The organism is Duganella zoogloeoides (genome assembly GCF_034479515.1).
Lineage (GTDB): Bacteria > Pseudomonadota > Gammaproteobacteria > Burkholderiales > Burkholderiaceae_D > Rugamonas > Rugamonas zoogloeoides.
Map to the genome: position 1 here is coordinate 2,172,063 of NZ_CP140152.1, position 24,091 is coordinate 2,196,153.

Below are 24,091 nucleotides of genomic sequence, written 5' to 3' on the forward strand. Positions count from 1 at the left end.
GCTGCGTGGGTTAGTGTTGGACTGACCTACTTCGCCTCAGAAGTACAGCGAGCGCCTGGCAGAAGCCGGCATCGAACCGTCTCTGGGCAGCAAGGGCGACAGCTACAATAATGCCTTGGCCGAGACGATCAACGGGCTATACAAGGCTGAACTGATCCATCGCCGCGCGCCCTGGAAAACGCGTGAGGCCGTCGAACTGGCCACGCTGGAATAGGTATTCTGGTTCAACCACCATCGCTGCTTGGGCCGCTCGGCTATATTCCGCCAGCAGAAGCTGAGGCAAACTATTACAAGCGACTGAGCACTCAAGCCACCGCGGCCTGACTCACACTACCCGGCCTCCACGAAAGCCGGGGTGGTTCACTCGAGGCCGGGAGCGGCGGCAGCGACCGGCAAACCTGCACTGCGCTTGCCGGGAGAAAAATCCAAAAAATCGATCAATGGCGAGAATTGGGCCGATGGCTGGAGCCAGTGACCGATGACACTCAGTCTGTGGCAACGATGGTGCCCCACGACGTGGTGTATGAAGACTTCGCCAGAGATGGCGTTTAGGAAGGCCGCGAGAAGGTGGTCATTGTGATTCTTGAGGTAATGTTGGGTTTACGAAGACCTTAACAAAACCACTTTGAGGAACCACAATGACCGACACCACTATCGCATTATCTGAGCTTGCCGAAAAGGGGGCAGATGCAGATTTCATCCGCCAGACGCTGCAGCACGCTCTGCAGCGACTCATGGAAATGGACGTCGAGGCGCTTTGCCAGGCAGCTTACGGCGAGCGCAGCGACGAACGTATCAACAGCCGCAACGGTTATCGGGACCGCGGCTACGAAACCCGGGCCGGCAAAGTCGACTTAAAGATTCCAAAGCTCCGTACAGGCAGCTATTTCCCCGGATTTCTCGAGCCGCGCAGGACGGCCGAGAAGGCTCTCACGGCAGTGATCCAGGAAGCCTATATTCAGGGAATCTCGACCCGCTCGGTCGATGACCTGGTCAAAGCCATGGGCATGACCGGGGTCTCGAAAAGTCAGGTATCACGGCTATGCGAGGAGATCGATGAGCGCGTGCAGACCTTCTTGAATCGACCGATCGAAGGCGATTGGCCTTATCTCTGGATCGACGCCACCTATGTGAAATCACGCCAGGCCGGCCGTGTGGTCTCGGTGGCCGTGATAATCGCTGTAGCAGTCAATACCGATGGCGTGCGCGAAATTCTCGGAGTAGCGACCGGCCCTTCGGAAGCGGAGCCGTTCTGGACCGACTTCCTGCGCGGTCTGACCCGCCGTGGTCTGCGTGGGGTGAAACTGGTGATCTCCGATGCGCATGAAGGCCTCAAAGCGGCAGCGAGCAAAGTGCTCAAAACGAGCTGGCAGCGCTGCCGGGTCCATTTCATCCGTAACGCGCTGGCCCATGCCGGTAAAGGTCAGCGGCAAGCCGTGCTCGCCATGATCAATACCATCTTCGTGCAGGACACTGCGGAGGCGGCCAGCGTGCAATGGCGCAGCGTCGCCGATCAGCTACGGCCAAAGTTCCCCAGGCTCGCTGCCATGATGGACGATGCTGAACATGAAGTGCTGACATTTATGACGTTCCCAAAAGCGCATCGGACGCAGATCCACAGTACCAATCCGCTTGAGCGGCTCAATGCCGAGGTCAAACGAAGGACCAACGTCATCGGCATTTTTCCCAACGATGGCGCCATCATCCGCCTAGTAGGCGCCATGATGCTCGAGCAAAACGACGAGTGGTCATTACAGCGCCGTTACATGCAGCTTGAAGGATTGCAGTCCTTGAGCGACAATCAGCCTGCACGGCTATCCGCTGTGATTAACTGATCGGGAACCCAGCCCCTCGAGAATTACTTCTCATACACCACTTCTGGGGACACCATCGTGGCAACGAATAACGATGGCACAGCAGATGCTACCGCAGGCGGCGCGCTGGCAGCGTACCTCTGGGGGCGCCGCTGGCGTTTCAACCGGCGTGTTCCTCGCTCTGTTATCGCAGATGCGCCGGTCGAAGAAACTCCGCTGCGGCCTGGCGTTCAGTGCACTTAACGAAATCGCTTGCGCAGTCGCGTCCGGGGCAAGCCGGCACCCCAGACTTCCGGGTCGTTGAGCCTGAGGGGGTTGCGTAGCCGCTGCGGCAGACGAGGTCACAGGGCGGGGCCATGACCGCGGAAGAAAGGATTTGATGTCAGATGGCGCAGCTTAGCCTTGCTGGTCGCCGCTGCATTGCAATCATCAAGTACCTGTGCTGTTTGCTTGTCGTTTCTTGTTTTCAAACATAGCATCGTCTGCTACCTGGATCATTTTTTCGATAGGTTCATCCGTGTCGTGCTGGAAGTGGGCAACACCGACGCTGTATTCGATCTGATAAGGCTTATCGAATGTTTTGTTCGCAGCAGCTGTTGCGACCTTGAACCGGTCGAGCACGACGCCGATTCTGTCCTCGTCGGAGTCGAGCAGCATGACGACAAATTCATCGCCACCCAAGCGCGCAATGACGTCACAATCGCGGAATGAATCGATCATTATCTGCGCGAAAGAAACTAACGCGAAGTCGCCTTCGTGATGGCCATACGAGTCGTTGATCATCTTAAACTTGTTTAGATCAAACAACACGATCGATATCGGAAGCTTATTTCTACGACATACTTTCAGGCTGTGATCGACTAAGGTCATGAAGCCCCTGCGATTGGAAATCATCGTCAGTTCATCAAGTGTTGCTAGCTGGATCGATTTAATTTCCTGCTCGATCATCTCGCCCAAGTCTTGAAGGAGCTGCTGGTCCTCTTCATCCATTTCCCGCGGCTTCGAATCGATCAGACATAGCGTGCCGATATTGATGCCCTGTCTCACCTTTAATACGTAACCAGCGTAAAACCGGATATTCGGGGCGTCAGTCACTAGAGGATTGTCAAAAAATCGCTCGTCGTTGAGCACATTGGGCACGATAAACAGTCCTGCCTGGTTGATTGCATGCCCACAGAATGATACCTCCCTAGAAGTCTCTGAGACTTCCAGACCTTGGGCAGACTTGAACCATTGCCGGTCTTCATCGATCAAACTGACCAGTGAGATTGGAACGCCAAATAGTCGCCTGGCGAGCCTGGTAACGCGGTCAAATCGCTCTTCGTGGGAGCTGTCCAGAATTTGAAGTGCTCGCAGCGCATGCAATCGCTCCGCCTCGTTTAGCGGAATATCGGGACGTTTCATAATGTCGCTTCTAATATATCTGGGTCTAATCACCAACCCATGTTTTAGATTCCTGCCATGCGTAACCGTTGAATTTCGCGATCACGCTATTGGGACTATTTGCCATTCTAGTCCAATGCTTTTTTTCCTGTAAGAAAAACGCAAAGTCGTGTGGCGGATTTGTCTCATCGCCAGCGCTATGTAACAAATTCATCTGTCGCCCCATGAATTTTCGATTGCTGCCACGCTCCAGTACTTAGTCCTTAATGGCAGGAATTTCCCTTGCGCAACACAAGTAGCTGTACAGCGGCCGTGCTAGCGAGTGTTTTTAGTGACGTTTCAGTTGCCATGTTGGGCCGGTTGAGGTGGTACCGCCCCACCCAGGACTTTGACGGCCAACTCCCCGCCTTTTTTGTTGACTTAACAGATCCAGGATCTGTCGGTTCATAGTGGCGAAGGCTCATCGCTGTAAGGGTACGCGCTTGTGCCTCCCAGGTGCATCACCGTCTTCAAAAAATATTAAGTTGCGGAGGCATTTCTAAATATTTGTCCTTCCCTCACTGGCTCAATGTGGCGGGAAAGGGGCGGCGCGATACTCGGTTGGCCGGCGCGTTCGCCGCGTCGATGCCGGCGGCCAGCGCCTCGGAGTCCACGTGTTTGGTCAAGCCGATCAGCGTATCACCGATCTTTGTACGCGGGTCCTCGCGTTCATCTTCGGCAAACACGCTGATTCGGGGCTTCATCAGCAATGGAGCTCACTCGACGTGGGGAGTGCTGAAATTTAGCCGCCTCAGGCCAGCGGGTGATATGTTTTTCGAGGTCGTCTTTAGGCCGTCGCGGCCACTAATTGCATCCGCAGCCGAACTTTGTCGTTCCTCGCAGCACAGCGTTTTGCAGATTTGAAATCTAACGACCGCCGATACAGGAAAAAAACGAAAAATTCCCGTCATTCGCATTCCTTAGGGGCGTGTCTGAAGATGAGCGGCAACCAGAGAACCGCAATTATCGTTAAAACAACTAATGCTACCATCCTTGCTAGTCCTACTTATGGCGAAAGATTGTTCACAAGCGTCAGAACCGGCTTGCCATAAACTGGACATAATGCTTCCACTATCCAGTAAGTTGCAGCACGGTAGAAATTTCTGTGCGACAGCCCAGGTCGGCATCGGTTCGCTTTAATTGCAAGAATTGTTAAAAAATAAATCCCAGTAAAAAATTTTAACGAATGGAATATTCCGACCCTCAATTACCTAAACTATGATTCGATTTTTTTTTGCTAGCCCGGAGCGCCTCATAACGGCTCTTCTGGCGAATATAGAACGGCGCCTCTAAGCAACCGAAACCAAGTGCTGCAAGGTCCTATGTATCGTCGCCTTGATGGATAGCCAGCAAAAATTACAAGCCCGACAAAAGAATCGTTGGTGTGGATACGATATACATTGTGTTTTCCTCACACACCCGTTTTTCACTTCTCACCCAGATTTTTTAGCGAATTTATCGTCCGTGCGGCCGACAGGCCGCTTCCGCCGAACTTGGAATGTGTTCGTGAGGATAGCATCTTACTTAGCTGAAAAAGACGCGAAACCTCACCACTTGGAATGGCGATGCTGACAATTCCGCTACTGCCGGAAACTGTCAGTCGCGACCCCTATAATTTTTGGGTCAACTACTCATCAAAGGACCCACGACATGACTATTCAAACCGTTGCCCACCTCAACTTTCGCGGTAACGCCCGAGCGGTGCTCGCTTTCTATCATGCCGTCTTCGGCGGCCAGCAGACCTGCGTGACCTGGGGCCAGGTCTATGGCACGACAGACGCGGTCCAGTCGGAACTGATCGCCTGGGGACAGGTGCAGTCCGACGATGGGTTTCACGTGATGGCCTATGATGTTCCGCCCGAGCGCGCCTGGAGTGCTGGCGACACGCCCTTTTTCGTGGCGGTCACCGGCAACGATGCCACTACGCTCACGCGCTACTGGGAAGGCTTGACTGTGGGCGCCTCCATCGTGCATCCACTGGCGCCAGCCGGCTTTTCGCCACTCTATGGCATGCTCAAGGATCGCTTCGGCATTACGTGGGTGCTGTCGCTGTCCACGAGCCAGGCCGTGGCTTGATCGTTGCGCTCGGCTGTGTTTGAATAGCCGGGATGCAGTCGTTTTGCCGCATGGCCCTTTAATTATTTAAATCGTATGTCCCGTTCCGAACGCCTGCTGAATCTGCTGCAAGTGTTGCGCCACCATCGGCGGCCAGTGACGGGGCAAGCGCTGTCCGCGGAACTTGGCGTGAGCATCCGCACCTTGTACCGCGATATCGCCAGTCTCAAGGCGCAGGGGGCGGTCATTGAGGGCGAGCCTGGCCTCGGTTACGTGATGAAGCCGGGTTTCATGCTACCGCCCCTGATGTTTGCCGCTGAAGAGCTCGATGCACTGGTGCTGGGCATGCGGTTGATCGCCGAGCAGGGCGATCAGAGCCTGGCGCAAGGCGCCAGCCGGGCGCTCGACAAGATCTACGCGGTGTTGCCCGCCGAGCTGCGGCGCGAACTGGAGGCGTCGGCACTGCTCGTGGGCGCTGGCCGCAAGGTGCCGCCCCAAGCGGTCGACGCCGACGTGTTGCGCACTGCCATCCGTATCGGGCATAAGCTCGAACTCAGCTACCGGACACCTGCCGGCGCGGTGTCCGAGCGCACCGTCTGGCCGTTTGCGCTGGTGTATTTCGACCTGACCCGGGTGCTCATGTGCTGGTGCGAATTGCGCGGAGCGTTCCGCAATTTCCGCACCGATCGCATCCTCGCTGCCAAACTGCTCAGCACCCGATCGCCCAGAAGCAGGCAGGCACTGCTTGCTCAATGGCGCCGTACCGAATACGTTGCCGGCCACAGCATCCTGCCCGAGGCCACCAGCGGCGTGCGCTGACCGCCAGGTGGTCGCCGACCGGTCGCGTCTGCAGCATGGCCAGCACGCCGCTTGCAGACCGAGGTGTGCTCAGCGTTGCTGCCGACGTGCACCGCGCTGCCGCACCCGCAATCTTTTCATGCCCGTCGACATCGCAGCATTACCGGCTGCCGCTTGCCAACATCATCAGAACAGGTCGCGAAACTCGGTCGCGCCCGATCATGCGTGGATGCTGATCTGGCAGTGCTCAGCGGCAGTTAGCCGGTACCGCAGGCGTATTGCACGGCGAGCTGCGGGAACCGGGCCGCAAGCAAGCCAGCAGTCCGGTTGCCTGGCCCGAGCGCCTGTTCCAGACAGCGTTGCACCTGGCGTAGCGCGTTGTCCATGTTGTGGCCAGCCGCGGCGATGTCCAGGCTACCGGGCAGGGTGGCCTTGTCGGATTCCTGCCCGGTATCGTCGCCCGTAGCGTCACCGTGCCACGGGCGCGGCCCCGCGCCAGCACCCGGCAGTTCATCCCGGATCTGGTACGCCTGGCCCACTGCCGCTGCGACACCGCGCAAGCTGCGCGTGACAGTGTCGTTCGCTTGCGCAACGATGGCGGCCATCTCGATGGCGGTGCACAGCAGGGCGCCGGTCTTTAATGCATGGGATGTGTCGATGTTGATCTGTGCCTGTTCCGGGCTGCCGACCACATTGCCGCATTGACCTGCAAACAAGCCTTGCGCACCGATGGCCTGCGCCAGCACCGCGACCAGGTCCATGCGCATCGGTGCAGAAAGGTCCTCTGCACCGGCCACCAGCGTAAAGGCCTGGCTGAACAGTGACACCGCTGCCAGCACCGTGACGTCTTCGCCATACCGGCGATGTAGCGCCGGTACGCCACGGCGCAATGCCGTGTCGTCCTTGCAGGGCAGGCCGGCTAAAACCAGGGCTGCTGCCTGCACGATGGCGATCGCGCACGCTACATCCAGCAGTGAAGGCGTGTCGTAGCCGATGTCACGCGCAATGGAGACCAGCAAGATCGACTCCAGCCGTGTTCGCGGTCCAAGCACGGCAGCGCGCATGGCGTCGCCCAGCGGATCGACCGAATCATGTCCGCCGAACACCTGCTGCAAACGTTGCTCGAGCGCCCGTTCGACGGTGTCCCAATGCATTCGGTGGCGGTCGGTCATTACGCTTTCCTCCTGAGCGTGATGCGGGTCAGTTCCGATGGCACGCCGAGACGCAATGCCAGCCCGCCCCACAGTGCCGTGCCGTTACTGACGTACAAGGTCATGCCCTGGACGTCGTAGCGGCCGGACACATAGCCGCCGTTTGCCAGCGCGAAGACCGGCCCCAGGCCCAGCACCAAGCCACCATGGGTATGCCCGGAAAGCTGCAACGCTACGCCTAGTGAAGCGGCGGCGCGGGCATTTTGGGGTTGATGGTCGAGCAGGATCATCGGTGCGTTGGCGGGCGCGCCGGCGAGGGCTAGAGCGAGGTCCGGCATGGGCAAACCCGTTTCGCTGGCCGAGAGATCGGTCACGCCGGCCAGCACCATCCTGGCACCGCCGCGCGCGAGGACGGCATGGCTGTTTTCCAGCACTGTCATGCCAAGCCTGGAAAACTGTCGCATCCATGCCTGCTGGTCGAAAAAGTACTCGTGGTTGCCAGGGATAACGAACACGCCGTCCGCAGCGCGCAGGTGCGCCAAGGGCGCGATATCGCGGGCACGCGCTGCCACGCTGCCGTCGATCAGGTCGCCGGTGACGACGACCAGGTCCGGTCCCAGCGCATTGGTCCTGCCGACCACGACCTCAGCCCATGCGCCCGGAAACAGGCGGCTCAGGTGCAGGTCGGTCAGCTGCACCACCGTGTAGCCCTCGAATGCAGGCGGCAGGTCCGCGATCTCGACCACCACCTCGCGCAGTGGCGGAATACGGATGGCCGCGTGCACCCCAATGGCTGCAAGCAGCAATGCGCCAGCGGCCAGCGCATAGCGCAAGTCCGGCGCGATCGCCATGCTACGGCCAAGTACCGGCAGCAGCGCCAGCGCGCCGAGGTCGACCAGCAGCTGGAACAGCGCCAGCAGCAACAGGGCGCTGAATGCCCAGTTGAACAGGATGATCGCGCTGCGCGGCATTTCAGCGGCAAACACGCTGCCCGAGGACCAGCGGCTGTACAGGTGATATTGGGACGCCAGCAGCACCACGATGGCCGCCGCCAGTTTGACGCCTGATGGCCAGGGGAGGGGCCACAGCGTGCGGCCGATGACGTACAGCGACGGCAGCGCGAACACCAGGTGGAACATCAAGCCGCTCCCGCCTCGGTGGTTAGCCGGCCCGTGTCGCGCAGGGCGATCCGCGCCGCGCTGCTGTTGACCAGCATCCATCCCGGGTATTCGGGCGCGGGTGCGCCGGCCGCATTCAGGCGCTCGAGCTCGTCGCGGTGCAAGGTGATGTCGGCGGCAGCCAGGTTCGCTTGCAGCTGGTCGCGCGTCTTGACGCCCAGGGTGATGCTGGTGACCACGGGCTGGTGCCGTAGCCACGCCAGCGCTACCGCTTCCATCGAGCTGCCGTGGGCGGCCGCGATGGCGTCGAGCACTGGCAGCAGCTGCGCGCCCCGCGCCTCGTCCACCGGGGGGAACTGCACGCTCGCGCGGCGGCCGCCGGTGTTGCCGTCACGGTATTTGCCGGTCAGGTAGCCGCCCGCGAGCGGACTGTACACCAGCATGCCCAGGCCTTCCGCTGCGAGCATGGGAATGATGTCGCGCTCGGCATCGCGACCGACGAGCGAGTAATAGGATTGGTAGGACTGGAAGCGCGACAGCTGCAGCCGGTCGGCCACACCCAGCGCCCGGCTGACCTGCCACGCCGCCCAGTTCGATACGCCGATGTAACGCACATGGCCCTGGCGCACCAGGTCATCGAGCGCGCGCAGGGTTTCGTCGATCGGCGTGGCCGGATCGAAGCCATGCATCTGGTACAGGTCGATGTGATCGGTGCCGATGCGCCGCAGGCTGGCCTTGACGGCATCCATGATATGCACCCGCGAGCCGCCGCTGTCGTTCGGGCCCGCGCCTGTCGCGTGTTCGAACTTGGTGGCAAGGATCATGTCATGGCGGGCAATGCCCAGCGTTTTGAGGGCGCTCCCGACCATGGTTTCGGACTGGCCGTTGGCGTACACATTGGCCATGTCGATGAAGTTGATGCCCGCGTCGCACGCAGCGCGCACGATCGCATCGACTTCGTCCTGTTCCACGCCGCTGGCCGCCGCATATCGTCCGCCCGCGTGGCCGAAGGTCATGGTGCCAAGGCACAGCTCGGAGACGAACAGGCCTGTACGGCCCAAAAGGTTGTAGCGCATAATTGTATCCTTGGTCGTTGCAAAATAAGAAATAAGTCGTCAACACATGGAACTAATCAGTTCCGGAACTAAATAGTATCGAAATTATGAAGCCAAAACAAGGGGCACGCGAGTCCGTGCCTGATGCACTTTCAATCGAGCCAACTGCGCTGCCAACCTCGCCGGCACGGCCACGCGATGGCGGTGGTCGTCCACGCGACGCCACGCGGGACGAGGCTATCCTCGACGCTGCCATTGCCATCCTGGCCGAGACCGGCTACGACCGGATGACGATGGATATGGTGGCGATACGCGCCAAGGCCGGAAAGGCGACCGTTTATCGCCGCTGGCCGTCCAAGGGAGAGATGGTGGTCGACGCGGTGGCCCGGATGAAGCGCAGCCTGGTGGACCTGAACCTACTGGCCGATACCGGCACCCTGCGCGGCGATCTGCTGGCACTGTTCCGCCCGCAATCGGTTGAGCAGGCTGAACAGAAAATGCGGGCCATGGCCGGCCTGGCCGCCATGCTGGCGGCGCAACCAGCGCTGGCCGAGGCGGGGCACGACGCGATCGTGGCGCCGTGGGTGGCAGCCAACCGTGCCCTGATCGAGCGCGCCCGCGCCCGCGGCGAAGTGCGTGCCGAGGCGCAAATTGACACCCTTGCCAACCTGATTCCGTCGCTGGCCGCTTACCGGGCCTTGATCCAGCGGCGTCCGTTCGATCAGGCGTTCCTGGTGGAGATCATCGATGGTGTGCTGCTGCCGGCCTTGGGGATGTCAGCGCCAGACGTAGCAGCGCCCTGAGCTGACGCCGCTTGTGTCGCATGTCGCCCAGACCTGCGGGCGAAGCGTCTGACAGGTTCGGCTTGAGGGCAATTAACTGGTGAGACGACGTGAGAACTTCGCTCTGGTTGTTTTTCCCATGACCAGCAGCACCCTACATGGGAACATCGGCACGCATATCCGCCTTGGCGTGGACACACGCGGCATTGCTGGCCAGTGAGTGCCACCGCGATCCGCATCCTGCCAGTACGAGGAAACTGCTACATCGGCGCAAATGTCGCCCATGATGTTTTGGAGGTGATCGAACCTTATCTGCGGCTTGTGCAAATGAGGCACGATGGTGCGCTCACGCGATCGCAGGGAACTTCTCCGGCCCGTGGGCGAGGACGTCGCTTTCAGCATTCAGTCTTGCTTTGCAGCGATAGCCGTTTGGCTGCCGCCGTGGGGGGCTTTGCACGTGACGATTCACTCTCGGGCATCGCAAAGAGTGGCTTCGCAGCGTTCACCGGCTGTGACGTAGTGCCGGCGCTTGTTGTGCAGGTTCCATAGGTAATGCGACCGACTGCTCACGGGCGACGCTGACGATGGGTGCCGATGGTGCCCGGTATCGCTGCCTGGTATGGATCGGCGAGCAACTGAGCACCAATGCGAAGGTCGACTTCGTCGTGATCGGGGAGGGCGGCGGGTTGGCAGTGATCGAAAGTTCCAGGTGTCCCGACGATGTGCCTCGCTACCGGGTTAACAAGCTGGAAATCGTTGTCGAGCACCCATTCGCACCGACGGTCGCCATCGTTGACGATGAACGCGGCTTTGCCGACAGCCTGTGCGATTATCTGAACGATAGCGGCTTGCGTGCCGTTCCTTTCTATGACCTGGCATCGCTTGAGCGGTCAATGGAGGAACGCGAGTACGATGGCTATGTCATGGACTGGATACTCGGTGAGCGGATGTCCGAATCGCTGATCAAGAAAATTCGCCATTCTGACCCCGATGGCGTGCCAATCTACGTCCTCAGCGGGAAAGTCGCCAGTGGACTTATTGATGAAGCCGAAGCTGCGCGCGCGATCAGGCAGCTTGACGTGCACGGGCGCGATAAGCCGATCAGGATGGCGACGTTTGCTGCGGAGTTGCAAAAAAGCTTGGGCACTTAGCTGGCTTGATATAACGGCTTGCAGCCGCCGGTATGACAGGTCACGGCTTTATTTTGTGCGCACCTTTGTACGGCGAACGAATGTCCCTCCCTGATGCCGCCGGAGGCATTCCATAAACCCTGTCAGGAGCAAGAAATGAAGCTAGTTCGCCTTTCGGCCAATGACTTTGGGCGTATCGCGTCGCGAACCCGGTTGGGGCCGGCCGCAACTACCATGGCCTCCGGCATTCTGGTTGAGCGGAGAGGTTTGGCTGAGGTCGCTGCCGAGCATGGCGTTAGCAAGCAACGTGTATTTCTGGCGGTGGAGTCGGTTCGCTAGGAGTATTCGAACTCGCTTGAACAGTGTGGAAGCTTCGCTGTAGAAATTGAATTGCCCCACACGCTGGCGGTGCCGCTTGAGCAGTTTGTGTTGGCACTCGACGCCCAGGAAAGCAGCGAGTTAAAAATTGCCATGGTCAGAAGGTTAACGTTGGCGCTTGAGTAGGGGCTAATGGGGAATAACTTGCGAATTACATTGCCCATCGGGCGGCGCCGGCCAAAATGCGCGTACTTCGATATTGTCGGCTTTGATAAGAACGATTAGGAAAATGAAGTGAGCACTCAATTTGACCACCTAGGCTCCGCGTTTAGAAGTGATGACTTCGGAACGTGGCCAAGACAACCGGATGTTTGCATTCTCGAAATCCAAAGGCGAGAGGCGAGTAATGCTTTCGGACGGGTCGATCGGCTGCTGGTCGAAAAGAGGAAAGAATTTGAGCTGGATTCGGCCGGCAATGTTTACCGAGGCAAGCTGCGCATCTTTTATTGGGATCTCGAAAACGATCCTCTAGATGGTGACGTGCCGGACGGTGAATTTGGGGCCTGCTATGATCGTGGCTTCAATCTGGTATCAATTACCTCAAGTTGCCTGTCAAGCGGTGGCTACGTTCTGATTAAGCCCAATCGTCTCCGTGGTGCGGGTCTGGGAACCTACTTGATGAACTTCGCTGTAGAGTGGGCAAAGCAGTGGCCCGAGGCAGAGGTTCGTCAGATCGAACTACCAAAAGGCGAGGCGAAGGAGACACCACAACAGGAATTGCGGATTCATTTTTATGGAAAGTTTGGAATCGAGTTCGATTTCACGGGTGACCTCGTGACCTCCGGGATATCCCGGCCAATGCAAGCCCGCGACCTAGTGGTAATAACCCATCGGAAGGAGACAATTACTGAACTTAGCGCAGTCGTTTTCCTTCGTGAGCGTCTTCAAGAGGCAGAGCGTGGAGCAGCAGAAGTCGCCTTTCTGAGGCGTAGCCTAAAACAAGACGGTACTATTCTTAGCCAAGCGTATCGACATCCGATCAAATGGATGTTTCAACGATTGGTAACCGATAATTTGACGAGAACAGGCCTCATTATTGCTTTTATGTTCGTCATCGGACTGGGAGTGTACCGTGCATTTTAAATCGGGATAGTGTTCACAGCGTGACCGCCGCCGGCAACGACTACTCGCTTTAAAAAGATCAATGCGATCAATGAACGATGACGTCCGGTAGTTGTCAACAAAGATGTCGCGTTTTGTCATGCTGCTTTTTGGTTTATTGATTTATACTGTTGCCGCTGTACCGCTAGGCCGTCATTTACGCCCGCGAAGGTGTCGACCTCGATCGCGCGCTGCTGGCGAGCTGGGTCGGCGCCGCCAGCGCGTTGCTGCGCCCGTTGGTCGACGCCGTTCGGCGCCATGTGCTGGCAGCATCGAAGCTGCACGCCGACTACACGCCGATCCCGGTGCTGGCGCCCGGCAATGGCAAAACCAAGACGGCGCGCTTGTGGACCTATGTGCGCGATGACCGGCCAGCTGGCGACTCGACGCCGCCGGCCGTTTGGTTTGCCTACACGCCCGACCGCAAGGGCATCCATCCCCAGGCACACTTGGCCAAGTTCGAAGGCGTACTGCAAGCAGATGCCTACGCCGGTTTCAACGCCTTGTTCGACGACGGCACGATCCGCGAAGCGGCCTGCTGGGCGCACGCGGGACGCAAATTCCACGACATGCAAGCAGCGCGCGCAACGCCGCTAAGCGCCGAGGCGCTGCGCCGGATCGCCGAGCTCTATGGGGTCGAGAGCGAGATCCGGGGCAAATTACCCGACGAACGAAGGCAAGTTCGACAAACCCGCTCGCGCCCACTGCTCGACGACCTGGAGCGCTGGCTGCGCAGCACGCTCGATACTTTATCGCGCAAGGCCGGCGGAAGAAAAACTTAACGTAGTGTCCAGGATGGGTTGACCACTACAATTCGAACTCTCTTGAACAGTGTGGAAGCTTCGCTGTAGAACTTGAATTGCCCCACACGCTGGCCGTGCCGCTTGAGCAGTTTATGTTGGCACTCGACGCTCAGGAAAGCAGCGAGTTAAAACTTGCCATGGTCAGAAGATTAACCTTGGCGCTCGAGTAAGGTTTCTGTCGGATGGCGAATCCCGGTAAGCGTCCCCTCAGCGCGCACTTTGGACAATTTGGCCGCCTTTATACTCACCATCAGCGCAAAACCGCAAGTGCACTCGCAGCAAAATCCTCCCCCATGCCCCAATCTCTTACTGCAACGAATCTCTATTTCTCCACCGGGAACATCATTTCCCGCGCCACATTTTTTCCACATTTTTTAACAAAAACTTGTACCGCTGGCCGTCGGCGAGCCTATCCGAAAAAAACCCTGCGCACGATTCAAACGTATCAAAAAATAATTATTTTTATGTAATTTAAGCACTGTGACAATTAACGTATTTTCACGTGCAGTGCAGCATTTATATTTGGCCCTCCATTGATATCCATGAGGGGAATACCATGAATTTTGCACGCAACCCACTGTCGGCCCAAACCAAACGCCTGAAACAAAAAGGCCAGGGCATGACCGAGTACATCATCATCGTGGCACTGATCGCTGTTGCGGCGATCGCGACCACGCAGCTGTTTGGCGCCACTATCCGTAACCAGATGGCCGGTATTTCGAAAGAGGTTTCGGGTAATAGCGGCGCTGCGGCAATCACCCAGGCTGGCGTTGCTGCGGGCAAGGCGGAGACGGCCGCCAAGGACAACAACAAAAATTCGCTGTCGACCTTTGGTGACCAGAAAACCACTGGTGCGCAATAAATTTTAGCGTCGCGCGATCGTGCTTCAGCCTCATCGACCACTGGACTCCCGCCCGCGCCTGGTTCGCCAGCGCGGGCAGGCGATGATCTATGGCTTGTTCATGCTGATCGCCGGATTGGCGGCGCTGTTTTTCCTGTTTAACACGGGCCAGATGACGGCCGAAAAAACCAAGCTGGTCAACACTGCGGATGCGGTGGCCTACAGCGCTGCTGTGATGCATGCGCGGGCGCTCAACTTCGATGCGTACACCAACCGCGCGCTGATCGCCAACGAGGTGATGGTGGCGCAGACGGTCAGTGTGGCGTCGTGGCTGGAGTATGCGAAGGAGCATACCGAGCGGGTGACACCGCTCAATTGTTTGACATACTACTCGGTGCCGCTCGTGCTGGGGATGCCCAAATATACGCCGCTGTGCGCGTTGATGGCGTATCCCGCTGCGGCCACCGCGATCAATCTGGCCTCGGGCGCCTTCAACGCGCTGAGCACCGGTACCATGGCAGCGACCGAAGTGGCAAAAGTGGCACTGCAAGCGTCGCAGGCCACCATGTTCGCCGCTTTTTTACCGGCGCGCCACAAGGTCATGCAGCAGGTGGCCGATGCCAATTATGCGGGCCGCGGTGTGGTCAAGGTAACCCCCGCGCCCCTGCTGGACAACTACAGCGTGTTTGACGGTGGGCCATTCATCAAACGCTATTCCGGCAACGAGCGCGCACGGTTCAAGGAAGTCGAGGTCGCTGCTGCGAACAAAGATCCGTTTGTTTCCACTCGGGGATGGACCGACCAAACACCGGGCGGGTGCATTATCGTCCTCGGTGGCAAGGCCAGCCATACCGCCAGCACCACGCTCAGTAATTATGACAACTGGTCAGCCCGCGACGACGGCGCATTCAGGACAGAGATATGGGAATTCCGCTTTCCGCGATTCCGGTGCCGTACCAAGAGCTCCTACAACCTCGGTGACGGCCGCAAGAGCGCCCGCCCCAGCGGCGGCACCTGGTACTACAGCGGCGTGCCCAGTTTTTACGATTTGTCCACCGCCGCACTCGGTTACGTGTCGACCAATAGCGATGTCAAGAAGCGCGATCCGCGCCTGCAGTTTGCCGTTCGGCTCACCCGCGACAAGGCAGAGCTGCGCACGTCCGGCGGCAGTTCGGAAGTCAAGCAAACCGGCCGGATGGATATCTACCAGGGCGCGGAGGCCCAGGATTTGATGGCGGCCGTCTCCAGTTCCGAAGTGTTTTTCGAGCGCACGTCGCCGCGCGCCTATGGCGGCAAGGAACAGGCCAGCTTGTTCAATCCGTATTGGCAGGCGCACTTGATCGGCAACTCACCCACCGTCAGGGCCGCAGCCTTGGCTCTTCAACAATGATGAATTCCATGTTTACCCTTTACCGTGGCGCGGCGCTGGCCATTTCCCTGCTGGCATTGACCGGCATGCCCGCACATGCCACGTCGCCGCAAGAGCAGACCATCTTCAGCGCGCCGCTGCCGCACCAGCTCCATGCCGGCGGCCCCATGGTCAAAGTCCACCGCGCGCGGCTCGACGGCTATCTGGATTTCGAGAACGGCGATGCTGCCGCGCTGGCCGAACTCAAGGAGCGCGTCCAGCAGTGCACGCGCGCGCTGGCAGCCAGCGGGCGGGCGCTGCACCCGCCTACCGTCTGGCCCGACCACATGTCGTCGCACCGTGACGACCAGTACAGCGCTCCCAACCGTAACATCCGCTACACCAGCGGTGTGTCCTATGTCGTAAACGGCAACGATTGCAGCCTGATCGCGGAAATCGCGTCGTCGGCGATGCTGTCGTCCAGCAAGGGGGTATGCAAGATCGACCTGGTGAGAAAAACCGCGCGCGGTGAGTGCGATGCCAGTGGCCATGCCGATGCCCGGCCAGAACCGCAGGTGCAGGATGGCATGGCTGACGTCATCAGAAAAATGGCCGCCAACCCGGCGATGGCGGCGGCTGCCGCGCAATTGACCGCGGCGGTCGGCACCGGTGCCGTGCGCGGCGGACAGCGTACCGTGGCCGGTGTACGCTGCACCGACTGGCGCCAGCAAATCGATCCGCAAGGCACCATCGCCACGCTGTGCTATGCGACCGGCGGTTCATTCGTGCCGTTTCGCGCGGTGAACCAGGAAGGTCTGGGCGGCCTGTTGCTCGCCAATACCACGCCGCATGGCCTGCAACTGAAGGCGGTCGACGCGCGCCTCGATACCCAGGTGGGTAACGCCGTGTTCGCCCCGTACATGGCACCAGGCTTCACGCTGGAACGATCGGGACAACCATGAGGCCGGCACTGTACGCGCACCGCAGCTTGCGGCCCCGCCTGCACCGCTGCGGCGGTCAGGCCCTCACCGAATTCGTCGTGATCGCGCTGGCACTGGTGCCGCTGTTCTTGCTCATGCCCATGGTTGCCAAGTACCAGAGCGTTACCCATGCCACCGAAATGGCCAGTCGCTACGTAGCCTTCGAGGCCATTGCCAACAACGACGGCATGAGCAACTACAAACCGCCCGAGCAACTTGCGCAGGAAGTGCGGCGCCGCTTCTACAGCAACTCCGATGCGCCGATCAAAACCAACGACGAGGCTGGCGACTTCAAGGCCAACCAGAACTTGTTCTGGGTCGATGCCCAGGGCGACGCGCTGATCAAGAATTTCACCGACGTCACCGTCAGCTTCGGCAGCAGCCACGGCGCCAACCATGCAGACGGCAAGAGCGCCGCCGATGACGGCAAACCGTTCAACGTGCCGTCGCCGCTCCAGGTCGGCGAGCAACTGGGGCTGAAGACCGGGATGTACACGGCCAACGTCAGCGTCAAGCTGGCCAACCTTCAGGATATCGGCCCCAGCTTTGCATCGACCTACGAAGAATTCAAAAACCTCAACCTGACCGTCAGCCGCCACACCAGCGTGGTGACCGATACCTGGACGGCGCGCGACGCGATGCAGGTGGAATCGCGCATCGACAATACGCTGCTGTTCCCTGGCAAGCTCATGCGACCGCTGAATCCGGTGCTCAAGGCCACCAATATGGTGGTGGAACTGCCCCACATCGAGCCGCCCAATATGGCCAAACTCGAACTCTGGCGCGACCAGGTACCAGCGGACCGACTCCGATGAAAGCGCCCGCCATGACCCAACGCCTGGTACTGATCGCGCTGGCCGCCTTGTCGCTGCTGGCCGCCTGGACCATTGCCAGCGCGGTGCCGACGGCCAAGGTGCCGTGGCCCGAGGTAGCGCTACCGCCGGACGCGGTCAGCTACGAAATCGGCGAACAGATCAACATGGATGGCATACCGTTGCGCATGCGCGGCTTCGATACCAGCGCTTCGCCCGAACAGACGGCGGCCTGGTTCCGCCAGAACATGGCGCGGCCGGTGGTGGAAAACAAGGTGGGCGCGGCGCTGGTGCTGGGGCGCGAGCAGAACGGCTATTACGTCACCGTGCAACTGTCGCCAGCGGCAGAGGGCGGTGGCACGCGTGGGGTGGCGTCGGTGGCCGATGCCACCACCGGCATGGCGCAGCGCGACAGCTATCGCGCCGCCAACGAGCGCCTGCTGGCGAGCCTGCCTTCGGGCACCGAACTGGTCAGCGCGATGACCTCGATCGATGAGCGGCGCAATGCCCGTTTCGTGATGCTGATTAACCGCTACAGCGAGGAAGTCAACCGCGAGCGGGTGCGCGACCTGCTGCGCCAGGAAGGCATGGAACTCGAGCGCGAGGCGCGCGCTGCCGACGCTGGTGCGGACGTGCTGGCCACGCTGCCGCCAGGCACGACCAGCGGCATCGCGCTGTTCTTCAAAGGCAAGGGCCGCGAGGCCATCGCCGTCATCAGCCGCCTGCCCGACAGCCGCGCCAGCATCGTCCTGAACACCGTAACCACCATGGAGACTTACCAATGAAGCCGCGCCCAGCCGGACCATTCCTCCAGCAACCTGACGCCCTGGCGGCGGTCACGCGTCAGGCCGGCCAATCCACGATCGAGTACCTGGTTGTGTGCGCCGCGCTCGCCTTTGCCTTGTTCGTACCGATCAGCGGCGATGCGGCCAGTCCCGACGGTGCACGCACCACGGTGCAAATCGTGCTCAACGAGTTTCAGCAAGCCTATCGCAACATCAGCCACGCCATTTCCCTGCCCAATTGACCATGAAACTCGACCGACTCAAACGACTGCGCCATTTTCGCCCTGGTAAAACCTGGATCGTCCTGGGCGTTGCGCTCGCCATTGGCGGGCTGGCGGCGTTTGCCGCCAGCCGCTATCTGAACACCCAGATGGCCGCCATCGAAGCGCGGTCCAAGGGCACGACCACAATGGTGGTGGTGGCCAAGGTGGATATCGCGCGCGGCGTCAAGCTCGACAATCAAAACGTGGCGGTGCGCAGCGTGCCGCGCGAATACGCGCACTCGGTGGCGATCACGCCGGACGACTTTCCCCGCATCGACGGTCAGGCGCTGGCCTACCCGGTCAAGGCCGGTGAAATGATTTTATGGGGATTGATGGAAACCCAGAAGGCTCCCACGTTTTCGGCGCGGGTGGAAGCGGGGCGGCGGGCGATGACGGTGCCGGTGGACGAAATCAATTCCATCTCGGGCATGCTGGAACCGGGCGACATGATCGACCTGATTGCCACCGTGGACCAGAACGGCAAAAAGCTGACCTTCCCGCTGTTGCAGCGCGTGCACGTGCTGGCCACCGGCCAGCGCAGCGCCGAAGACGCTGCCGGCGAGCGCCGCCAGTTTTCCACCGTCACCATCGACACCTCGCCGGCGCAGGCGCAAAACCTGATCGTCGCGCGCGACATCGGCAAGCTCACCGCGCTGTTGCGCAACCCGCAGGACAACCAGCCCATCGGCGCCGAGGTCAACGACCTGGCCTCGCTGCTGGGCATGAAGGCTCGGCCCAATGGCGGCGGCGGCGGTGGCCAGGCGCGCCGCGGCGTGCCTGTCATCTACGGCAACAGCAAGGTGCCGCCCGAAGCGTTGTACCTGCGCCGCACCGGCGGCCGCGCGCTGCTCGACCCGGGCACGTCGCCAGCGGCGGTGCCAGCCGATGGCGCGCCCGATCTGACCGACCGGCCCGACCCTATGCCGAACCATCCAGCCCTGGGCATGCGCTAGCACATGCCTTCGACCATCCTCCAACCCGTGAATCAAACCATGCTAGTGCGCACCCTGTTTATTTGCCGTCGCCCGTTACGGCGCTCGTTGTCGCTGTCGTTGCTGTCCCTCTCGCTATCGATGTTGACCGGCAGCGCACTGGCCGCCGGCCAGGCGCAGGTCCAGCCTGCCGCTGCCCAGGCCGCGATGCCTGCCGTGCCTGCCACGCGCAGCGCGGTACCGGCGCCGCCGCCCGCCGCCAGAGCGGCCCTGGCACCTGCTGCACCCGCATCGGCACCTGGTGCTGTCGCTGCGGTGGCCGGTGCGCCAGCGCTGCCCGCAGCGGCGGCCGGCGCTGCAACTGCCGTCAATACCCGCAATCCGATCAGCGCGGCCGGCACCATGCGGCCAGCGCGCGCGACACCCAAGGTGGTGGAGCCGTACGCGCCGATCAGCGCCGGTACCGATGCCGTGCCGGTGCCCGAAATCGAATTGTACGTGGGCGAGTCGCGCGTGTTTCCCACGCCTGGTGTGGCGCGCATTGCGGTAGGCAATGGCCAGATCCTCAGCGCCAGTGCGCTCGACGGCAAAGAAATCATCATGTTCGGCAACGGCGTGGGGGTGTCGTCGCTGTTCGTGTGGAACGAGGACGGCCGCTACCAGCGCATCAAGGTCACCATCGTGCCCGGCGAGACTGCGCGCATCACGCGCGAAGTGGCGGCGTTCCTGCGGCATATTCCGAAAGCGACGGCCTCGGTGGTGGGCGACAAGGTGATCGTCGAAGGCGACGAGCTGTCCGATAACGACCGCGAGAAAGTGGCCGAACTGGCCAAGCGCTATCCGCAGATCGTCAATTTCACCAGCCCCATCGGCTGGGAGCAGACGGTGCTGATGGACGTCAAGGTGGTGGAGTTTCCGAAAAACGAACTGCGCGAGCTGGGTCTCAAGTGGAACCCCACCGGCGGCGGCGCCATCGGCGCGATCTGGTCGCCGGCCGGGCGCGGCGACAACGGCGCCAGCGTGGGCGGGCGCCAGATCACCATCACGTCGCCAGCCGGCCAGGCCAGCCCGATCACCAATATCGATACGACCAAGGGCGTGGTGCTGCCTTCGTCGCTGACGATCATGAGCGCGATTAACATGGGTCTCAATGCCCAGCTCAATCTGCTTGAGCAAAACGGTACCGCCGCCATCCTGGCCGAGCCGCAATTGTCCACCCGCAGCGGCGCCAAGGCCAGTTTCCTGGCCGGCGGCGAGTTTCCGTATTCGGTCTCCAACCTCAACGGTACGACCATCGTCTTCAAGCCATACGGTATCAAGCTCGATATCGAACCGAAGGTGGGCCGCAACGGCGTGATCCGCGCCGAGATCGATTCCGAAGTCAGTTCGCTCGATACGTCGGTGTCGTCGGTGGGCGGACCGGCGCTGCTCACGCGCCGCACCAAGACCGAGTTCAACGTGCGCACCGGCGAAACCATCGTGTTGTCGGGCTTGCTGCAGCGGACCACCGGCACCGACATCGACAAGGTACCGCTGCTGGGCGATATCCCGGTGCTGGGCGCCCTGTTCCGCTCGAAGCGCTTCCAGAACAAGGAGACCGAGCTGGTGGTATTCGTCACGCCCACCATTGTTGACGCCCGCGCCCCCGGCCTGCAGGACCGCGTGCAGCGCACCAACGAGCGGCTGGGAACGCAGATGGGACCGTCGCCGTACCTGAGCGATCCGCTGCAGCCGGGCACCGACCCCGCCCGGGTGTTCGTGCCGGTTGCCCCGGTTGCCCAGGATGCCGCCGTTACCCCGACCCCGTCACACTAGGAGAATCCCATGCTCGATATCGAAATCATCAGTGGCGACGGCGAGATCCGCCTGCTGGAAACGCCGGACGAGGCGCTGCTGGGCAAGGGTGCCCATGTGGACGTCAAGCTCGACGGCTGGCGCGTGGGCAAGGAGCATGCACGGCTGTACCGCACCCCGGGCGGGGTGCTGGTGCAGGATCTGGGCTCGTACGGCGGCCTGTCGGTGAACGGCGAGCGGGTGGCGTCGCAGCATGGCCCGCTGGCCGCGTGCGATGTCATCGGCATCGGTCCCTACAAGCTGCGGGTACTCAACAGCATGCTGGAAGCGCCCACGGTGCAGGCTGCCGCGCCGCAGTCGCGGTCGAGCGCCGCGCCCGCCCGCAACCGCCAGGCCACGGAGGAACTGAACACCTCGCGCCAGCTGGCCGAGCAGGCTGCCGAGGTGGCCCGCGCGGAAGGTGCGAGCAAGCCGTTTTCGCTGGTGGTGGGGGCCGACCCACGCCGCAAGGAACTGGAATTCGAATGGCGCAAGCGGATCCACGCCAAGCTGCTCGACACCATGGATTTGCGCCGCCACGATGTCTCGAGCATGAGCGATGCGCAGTTGCGCACCGAGAGCAGCCGGGTGATCCGCGAAATTCTTGCTGAAATGGAAAACGACCTGCCGCGCGAACTCGATCGCGACGTGCTGAGCCGCCAGGTACTGGACGAAGCCGTGGGACTGGGGCCGCTGGAAGAGCTGCTGGCGGACGAAACGGTGAGCGAGATCATGGTCAACCGCTACGATGAAATCTATATCGAACGCAACGGCCGCCTGCAACGCCACGCGCTCACGTTTACCGGCGACCGCGCGGTGCTGGGCGTGATCGAGCGCATCGTCGCGCCGCTGGGCCGCCGCATCGATGAATCGTCGCCGATGGTCGATGCCCGCCTCAAGGACGGCTCGCGGGTCAACGCCATCATTGCGCCGCTGGCGCTCAAGGGACCGGCACTGACCATCCGGAAATTCGCCACCCGCCGCCTGACCGCGCAAGACCTGGTAACGTTTGGCGCGGTCAGTCCGGACATGGCGGAATTCCTGCGCATCTGCGTCGAGTCGCGCAAGAACATCATCGTTTCGGGCGGTACCGGCTCGGGCAAGACCACGCTGCTGAATATCCTGTCGAACTTCATTCCGTCCGGCGAACGCATCATTACGGTGGAAGATGCGGCCGAACTGAAGCTGCACCATGAACACCTGATCAGCCTGGAATCGCGGCCGCCCAACGTGGAAGGCAAGGGCGGGGTGCTGATCCGCGACCTGGTCAAGAATACCCTGCGCATGCGGCCCGACCGCATCGTGGTGGGCGAGTGCCGCGGCGCCGAAGCGCTCGACATGCTGCAAGCCATGAACACCGGTCACGAGGGTTCGCTGACCACGCTGCACGCCAACACCCCGCGCGACGGCCTGGCCCGGCTGGAAACCATGGTGCTGATGGCCGGCATGGACTTGCCGCTGAACGCCATCCGCGAACAGATCGCCTCGGCCGTGGACGTGGTAGTGCAGCAGAGCCGCTTTGCGTGCGGTTCGCGCAAGGTCACCAGCATCACCGAGCTGACCGGCATGGAGAGCGGCAAGATCCAGTTGCAGGAAATTTTCCGCTACGTCAGCCAGGGCTATGGCAACCCGGACCAGCACGGCCTGAAAAAAGTGCAGGGCTACTTTACCGCCTGCGACATGGTGCCCGGCTTTTACGAGGAATTGCGCGCCGTCGGCAACGAACTGGACATGGATATGTTCAAGCCCACGCTGCCGCCCGGCATGGAGCGGGAAGAGCGCCGCGACTGGCGCAACCGCAGCAATGTCGACCGGAGGGCTTCATGACCCCCGCCATGACGGTGACCGTGCTCAGCGTGGTCATCGCGCTGGCGGCCGGCATGCTGGCGTGGCTGGCGATCGAGGTGGGCAGTGGCACGCTCAAGCGCTACAAGTCGAGCTTTACCGAGCGTGCCCAGTTCCGCGTGCGCGAATTCTTCCTGTTCATCGATCCGCGCCAGCTGTTCATGCTCAACGTGGGCGCCATGTTGGCGGGCGCCTTGCTCACCTGGCTGGTGACCGGCAGCGTGCTGCTGGCGCTGGTGGCAGTGGCCGCGCTGACATTCGCGCCGCGCCTGCTGTATGCGCGCATGCGCGTGCGCCGCATGCGCAATTTTGAACTGCAACTGCCCGATGCGCTGATGATGCTGGCCGGCGGCATGCGCGCCGGCGCCGGCTTCGGTTCGGCGCTGGCGCAACTGGTGCAGGAAGCGCCGGCGCCGCTGGGCCAGGAGTTTTCGCTGATGCTGCGCGAACAGCGCATCGGCGTCACCCTCGAACAAAGCCTGAACAACCTGGCGCACCGCATGCCCACCCAGACCACGATCCTGGTGGTGTCGGCCATGCGCATTGCCGCCGAGACCGGCGGCGGACTGGCCGAAGCGCTCGAGCGCACCGCCGGCACCATCCGCAGCCGTCTGCAAATGGAAGGCAAGATCCGCGCGCTTACCGCGCAAGGCAAGCTGCAGGCGTGGGTGGTGGGCCTGCTGCCGGTGCTGCTGGCGCTGGTGCTGGCCAAGCTGGAGCCGGCGGCGATGGACCTGCTGTGGCACAGCCGCATCGGCTGGGCCACGCTGGCGGTGCTGTTCGTGCTCGAAGCGATGGGCGTGTACGTGATCCGCAAGATCATCGCGATCGACGTCTGAGCCGGG

At 61.1% G+C, this 24,091-nt stretch carries 23 protein-coding genes and 2 pseudogenes; 20 read left to right on the forward strand and 5 right to left on the reverse strand.

The window, feature by feature from the left end; genetic code table 11:
* Positions 1 to 40 precede the first annotated feature (40 nt).
* Positions 41 to 324 (forward strand): annotated as a pseudogene (locus SR858_RS09635) (integrase core domain-containing protein); the annotation flags it as partial.
* Positions 325 to 638: 314 nt separating this feature from the next.
* Positions 639 to 1,835 (forward strand): IS256 family transposase, encoded by a 1,197-nt coding sequence (locus tag SR858_RS09640; protein WP_154820175.1) that lies wholly within the window; start codon positions 639 to 641, stop codon positions 1,833 to 1,835.
* Positions 1,836 to 2,243: 408 nt separating this feature from the next.
* Here the strand turns inward: SR858_RS09640 and SR858_RS09645 are convergent, their stop codons facing one another.
* Together SR858_RS09645 and SR858_RS09650 are read right to left on the reverse strand one after the other, a co-directional pair.
* The gene (locus SR858_RS09645) at positions 2,244 to 3,218 is read right to left on the reverse strand and encodes a GGDEF domain-containing protein (RefSeq protein WP_026637053.1); all 975 of its coding nucleotides are present in this window, start codon (positions 3,216 to 3,218) and stop codon (positions 2,244 to 2,246) included.
* A 536-nt stretch (positions 3,219 to 3,754) separates the two neighbouring features.
* Positions 3,755 to 3,940, reverse strand: coding sequence for a hypothetical protein (locus tag SR858_RS09650; RefSeq protein WP_019920564.1), 186 nt, complete (start codon positions 3,938 to 3,940; stop codon positions 3,755 to 3,757).
* A 946-nt stretch (positions 3,941 to 4,886) separates the two neighbouring features.
* Between SR858_RS09650 and SR858_RS09655 the strand changes: the two genes are divergently transcribed.
* Together SR858_RS09655 and SR858_RS09660 are read left to right on the forward strand one after the other, a co-directional pair.
* Positions 4,887 to 5,312 carry a VOC family protein gene (locus SR858_RS09655; protein ID WP_019920565.1) on the forward strand — a complete coding sequence of 142 codons (426 nt, stop codon included), beginning with the start codon at positions 4,887 to 4,889 and terminating at the stop codon, positions 5,310 to 5,312.
* Between the two features lie 75 nt (positions 5,313 to 5,387).
* On the forward strand, positions 5,388 to 6,110 hold the full coding sequence (locus SR858_RS09660) for a helix-turn-helix transcriptional regulator (RefSeq protein ID WP_019920566.1): 723 nt from the start codon (positions 5,388 to 5,390) through the stop codon (positions 6,108 to 6,110).
* Positions 6,111 to 6,346: 236 nt separating this feature from the next.
* Here the strand turns inward: SR858_RS09660 and SR858_RS09665 are convergent, their stop codons facing one another.
* The 3 genes from SR858_RS09665 to SR858_RS09675 are packed head-to-tail and all read right to left on the reverse strand — an operon-like array spanning position 6,347 to position 9,434.
* Positions 6,347 to 7,261, reverse strand: a complete 915-nt coding sequence (locus SR858_RS09665; RefSeq protein ID WP_019920567.1) for a polyprenyl synthetase family protein — start codon at positions 7,259 to 7,261, stop codon at positions 6,347 to 6,349.
* Positions 7,261 to 8,379 (reverse strand): metallophosphoesterase, encoded by a 1,119-nt coding sequence (locus tag SR858_RS09670; RefSeq protein ID WP_019920568.1) that lies wholly within the window; start codon positions 8,377 to 8,379, stop codon positions 7,261 to 7,263. The genes SR858_RS09665 and SR858_RS09670 overlap by 1 nt, the downstream gene beginning before the upstream one ends.
* Positions 8,379 to 9,434 (reverse strand): aldo/keto reductase, encoded by a 1,056-nt coding sequence (locus SR858_RS09675; RefSeq protein ID WP_019920569.1) that lies wholly within the window; start codon positions 9,432 to 9,434, stop codon positions 8,379 to 8,381. The genes SR858_RS09670 and SR858_RS09675 overlap by 1 nt, the downstream gene beginning before the upstream one ends.
* Positions 9,435 to 9,520: 86 nt before the next feature.
* On the opposite strand from SR858_RS09675, the gene SR858_RS09680 reads away from it, so the two are divergent.
* The 16 genes and pseudogenes from SR858_RS09680 to SR858_RS09750 all read left to right on the forward strand — a co-directional run bounded on the left by SR858_RS09680 (position 9,521) and on the right by SR858_RS09750 (position 24,085).
* On the forward strand, positions 9,521 to 10,216 hold the full coding sequence (locus SR858_RS09680; RefSeq protein ID WP_019920570.1) for a TetR/AcrR family transcriptional regulator: 696 nt from the start codon (positions 9,521 to 9,523) through the stop codon (positions 10,214 to 10,216).
* A gap of 563 nt (positions 10,217 to 10,779) precedes the next feature.
* The gene (locus SR858_RS09685; protein ID WP_019920571.1) at positions 10,780 to 11,346 is read left to right on the forward strand and encodes a response regulator; all 567 of its coding nucleotides are present in this window, start codon (positions 10,780 to 10,782) and stop codon (positions 11,344 to 11,346) included.
* A gap of 135 nt (positions 11,347 to 11,481) precedes the next feature.
* On the forward strand, positions 11,482 to 11,664 hold the full coding sequence (locus SR858_RS27745) for a TrfB-related DNA-binding protein (RefSeq protein WP_019920572.1): 183 nt from the start codon (positions 11,482 to 11,484) through the stop codon (positions 11,662 to 11,664).
* Between the two features lie 273 nt (positions 11,665 to 11,937).
* A complete protein-coding gene (locus SR858_RS09690; RefSeq protein ID WP_019920574.1) occupies positions 11,938 to 12,786 on the forward strand; it encodes a GNAT family N-acetyltransferase in 849 nt (282 codons plus the stop codon).
* Between the two features lie 167 nt (positions 12,787 to 12,953).
* A pseudogene (gene tnpC, locus SR858_RS09695) lies at positions 12,954 to 13,568 on the forward strand (IS66 family transposase); the annotation flags it as partial.
* A 221-nt stretch (positions 13,569 to 13,789) separates the two neighbouring features.
* Entirely contained in the window at positions 13,790 to 14,077 is a 288-nt protein-coding gene (locus SR858_RS09700; protein ID WP_154819773.1) for a hypothetical protein, read from the forward strand.
* Between the two features lie 149 nt (positions 14,078 to 14,226).
* The gene (locus SR858_RS09705; RefSeq protein WP_322534537.1) at positions 14,227 to 14,469 is read left to right on the forward strand and encodes a hypothetical protein; all 243 of its coding nucleotides are present in this window, start codon (positions 14,227 to 14,229) and stop codon (positions 14,467 to 14,469) included.
* Between the two features lie 100 nt (positions 14,470 to 14,569).
* Complete coding sequence (locus SR858_RS09710) at positions 14,570 to 15,838, forward strand: pilus assembly protein TadG-related protein (RefSeq protein WP_407654707.1); 1,269 nt, start codon at positions 14,570 to 14,572, stop codon at positions 15,836 to 15,838.
* A gap of 8 nt (positions 15,839 to 15,846) precedes the next feature.
* Positions 15,847 to 16,758, forward strand: coding sequence for a hypothetical protein (locus SR858_RS09715; protein ID WP_154819775.1), 912 nt, complete (start codon positions 15,847 to 15,849; stop codon positions 16,756 to 16,758).
* Entirely contained in the window at positions 16,755 to 17,591 is an 837-nt protein-coding gene (locus SR858_RS09720; protein WP_019920580.1) for a hypothetical protein, read from the forward strand. The genes SR858_RS09715 and SR858_RS09720 overlap by 4 nt, the downstream gene beginning before the upstream one ends.
* Before the next feature lie 11 nt (positions 17,592 to 17,602).
* On the forward strand, positions 17,603 to 18,373 hold the full coding sequence (locus SR858_RS09725) for a hypothetical protein (RefSeq protein ID WP_051120277.1): 771 nt from the start codon (positions 17,603 to 17,605) through the stop codon (positions 18,371 to 18,373).
* Positions 18,370 to 18,615 (forward strand): hypothetical protein, encoded by a 246-nt coding sequence (locus SR858_RS09730; RefSeq protein ID WP_019920582.1) that lies wholly within the window; start codon positions 18,370 to 18,372, stop codon positions 18,613 to 18,615. Before SR858_RS09725 ends, SR858_RS09730 begins: the two co-directional genes overlap by 4 nt.
* 2 nt (positions 18,616 to 18,617) lie before the next feature.
* On the forward strand, positions 18,618 to 19,589 hold the full coding sequence (gene cpaB / locus SR858_RS09735; protein WP_019920583.1) for a Flp pilus assembly protein CpaB: 972 nt from the start codon (positions 18,618 to 18,620) through the stop codon (positions 19,587 to 19,589).
* Between the two features lie 39 nt (positions 19,590 to 19,628).
* Entirely contained in the window at positions 19,629 to 21,383 is a 1,755-nt protein-coding gene (locus tag SR858_RS09740) for a type II and III secretion system protein family protein (protein WP_322534538.1), read from the forward strand.
* Positions 21,384 to 21,392: 9 nt separating this feature from the next.
* Positions 21,393 to 23,228, forward strand: coding sequence for an ATPase, T2SS/T4P/T4SS family (locus SR858_RS09745; RefSeq protein WP_019920585.1), 1,836 nt, complete (start codon positions 21,393 to 21,395; stop codon positions 23,226 to 23,228).
* On the forward strand, positions 23,225 to 24,085 hold the full coding sequence (locus SR858_RS09750) for a type II secretion system F family protein (protein WP_019920586.1): 861 nt from the start codon (positions 23,225 to 23,227) through the stop codon (positions 24,083 to 24,085). The genes SR858_RS09745 and SR858_RS09750 overlap by 4 nt, the downstream gene beginning before the upstream one ends.
* The last annotated feature ends 6 nt before the right edge of the window (positions 24,086 to 24,091 follow it).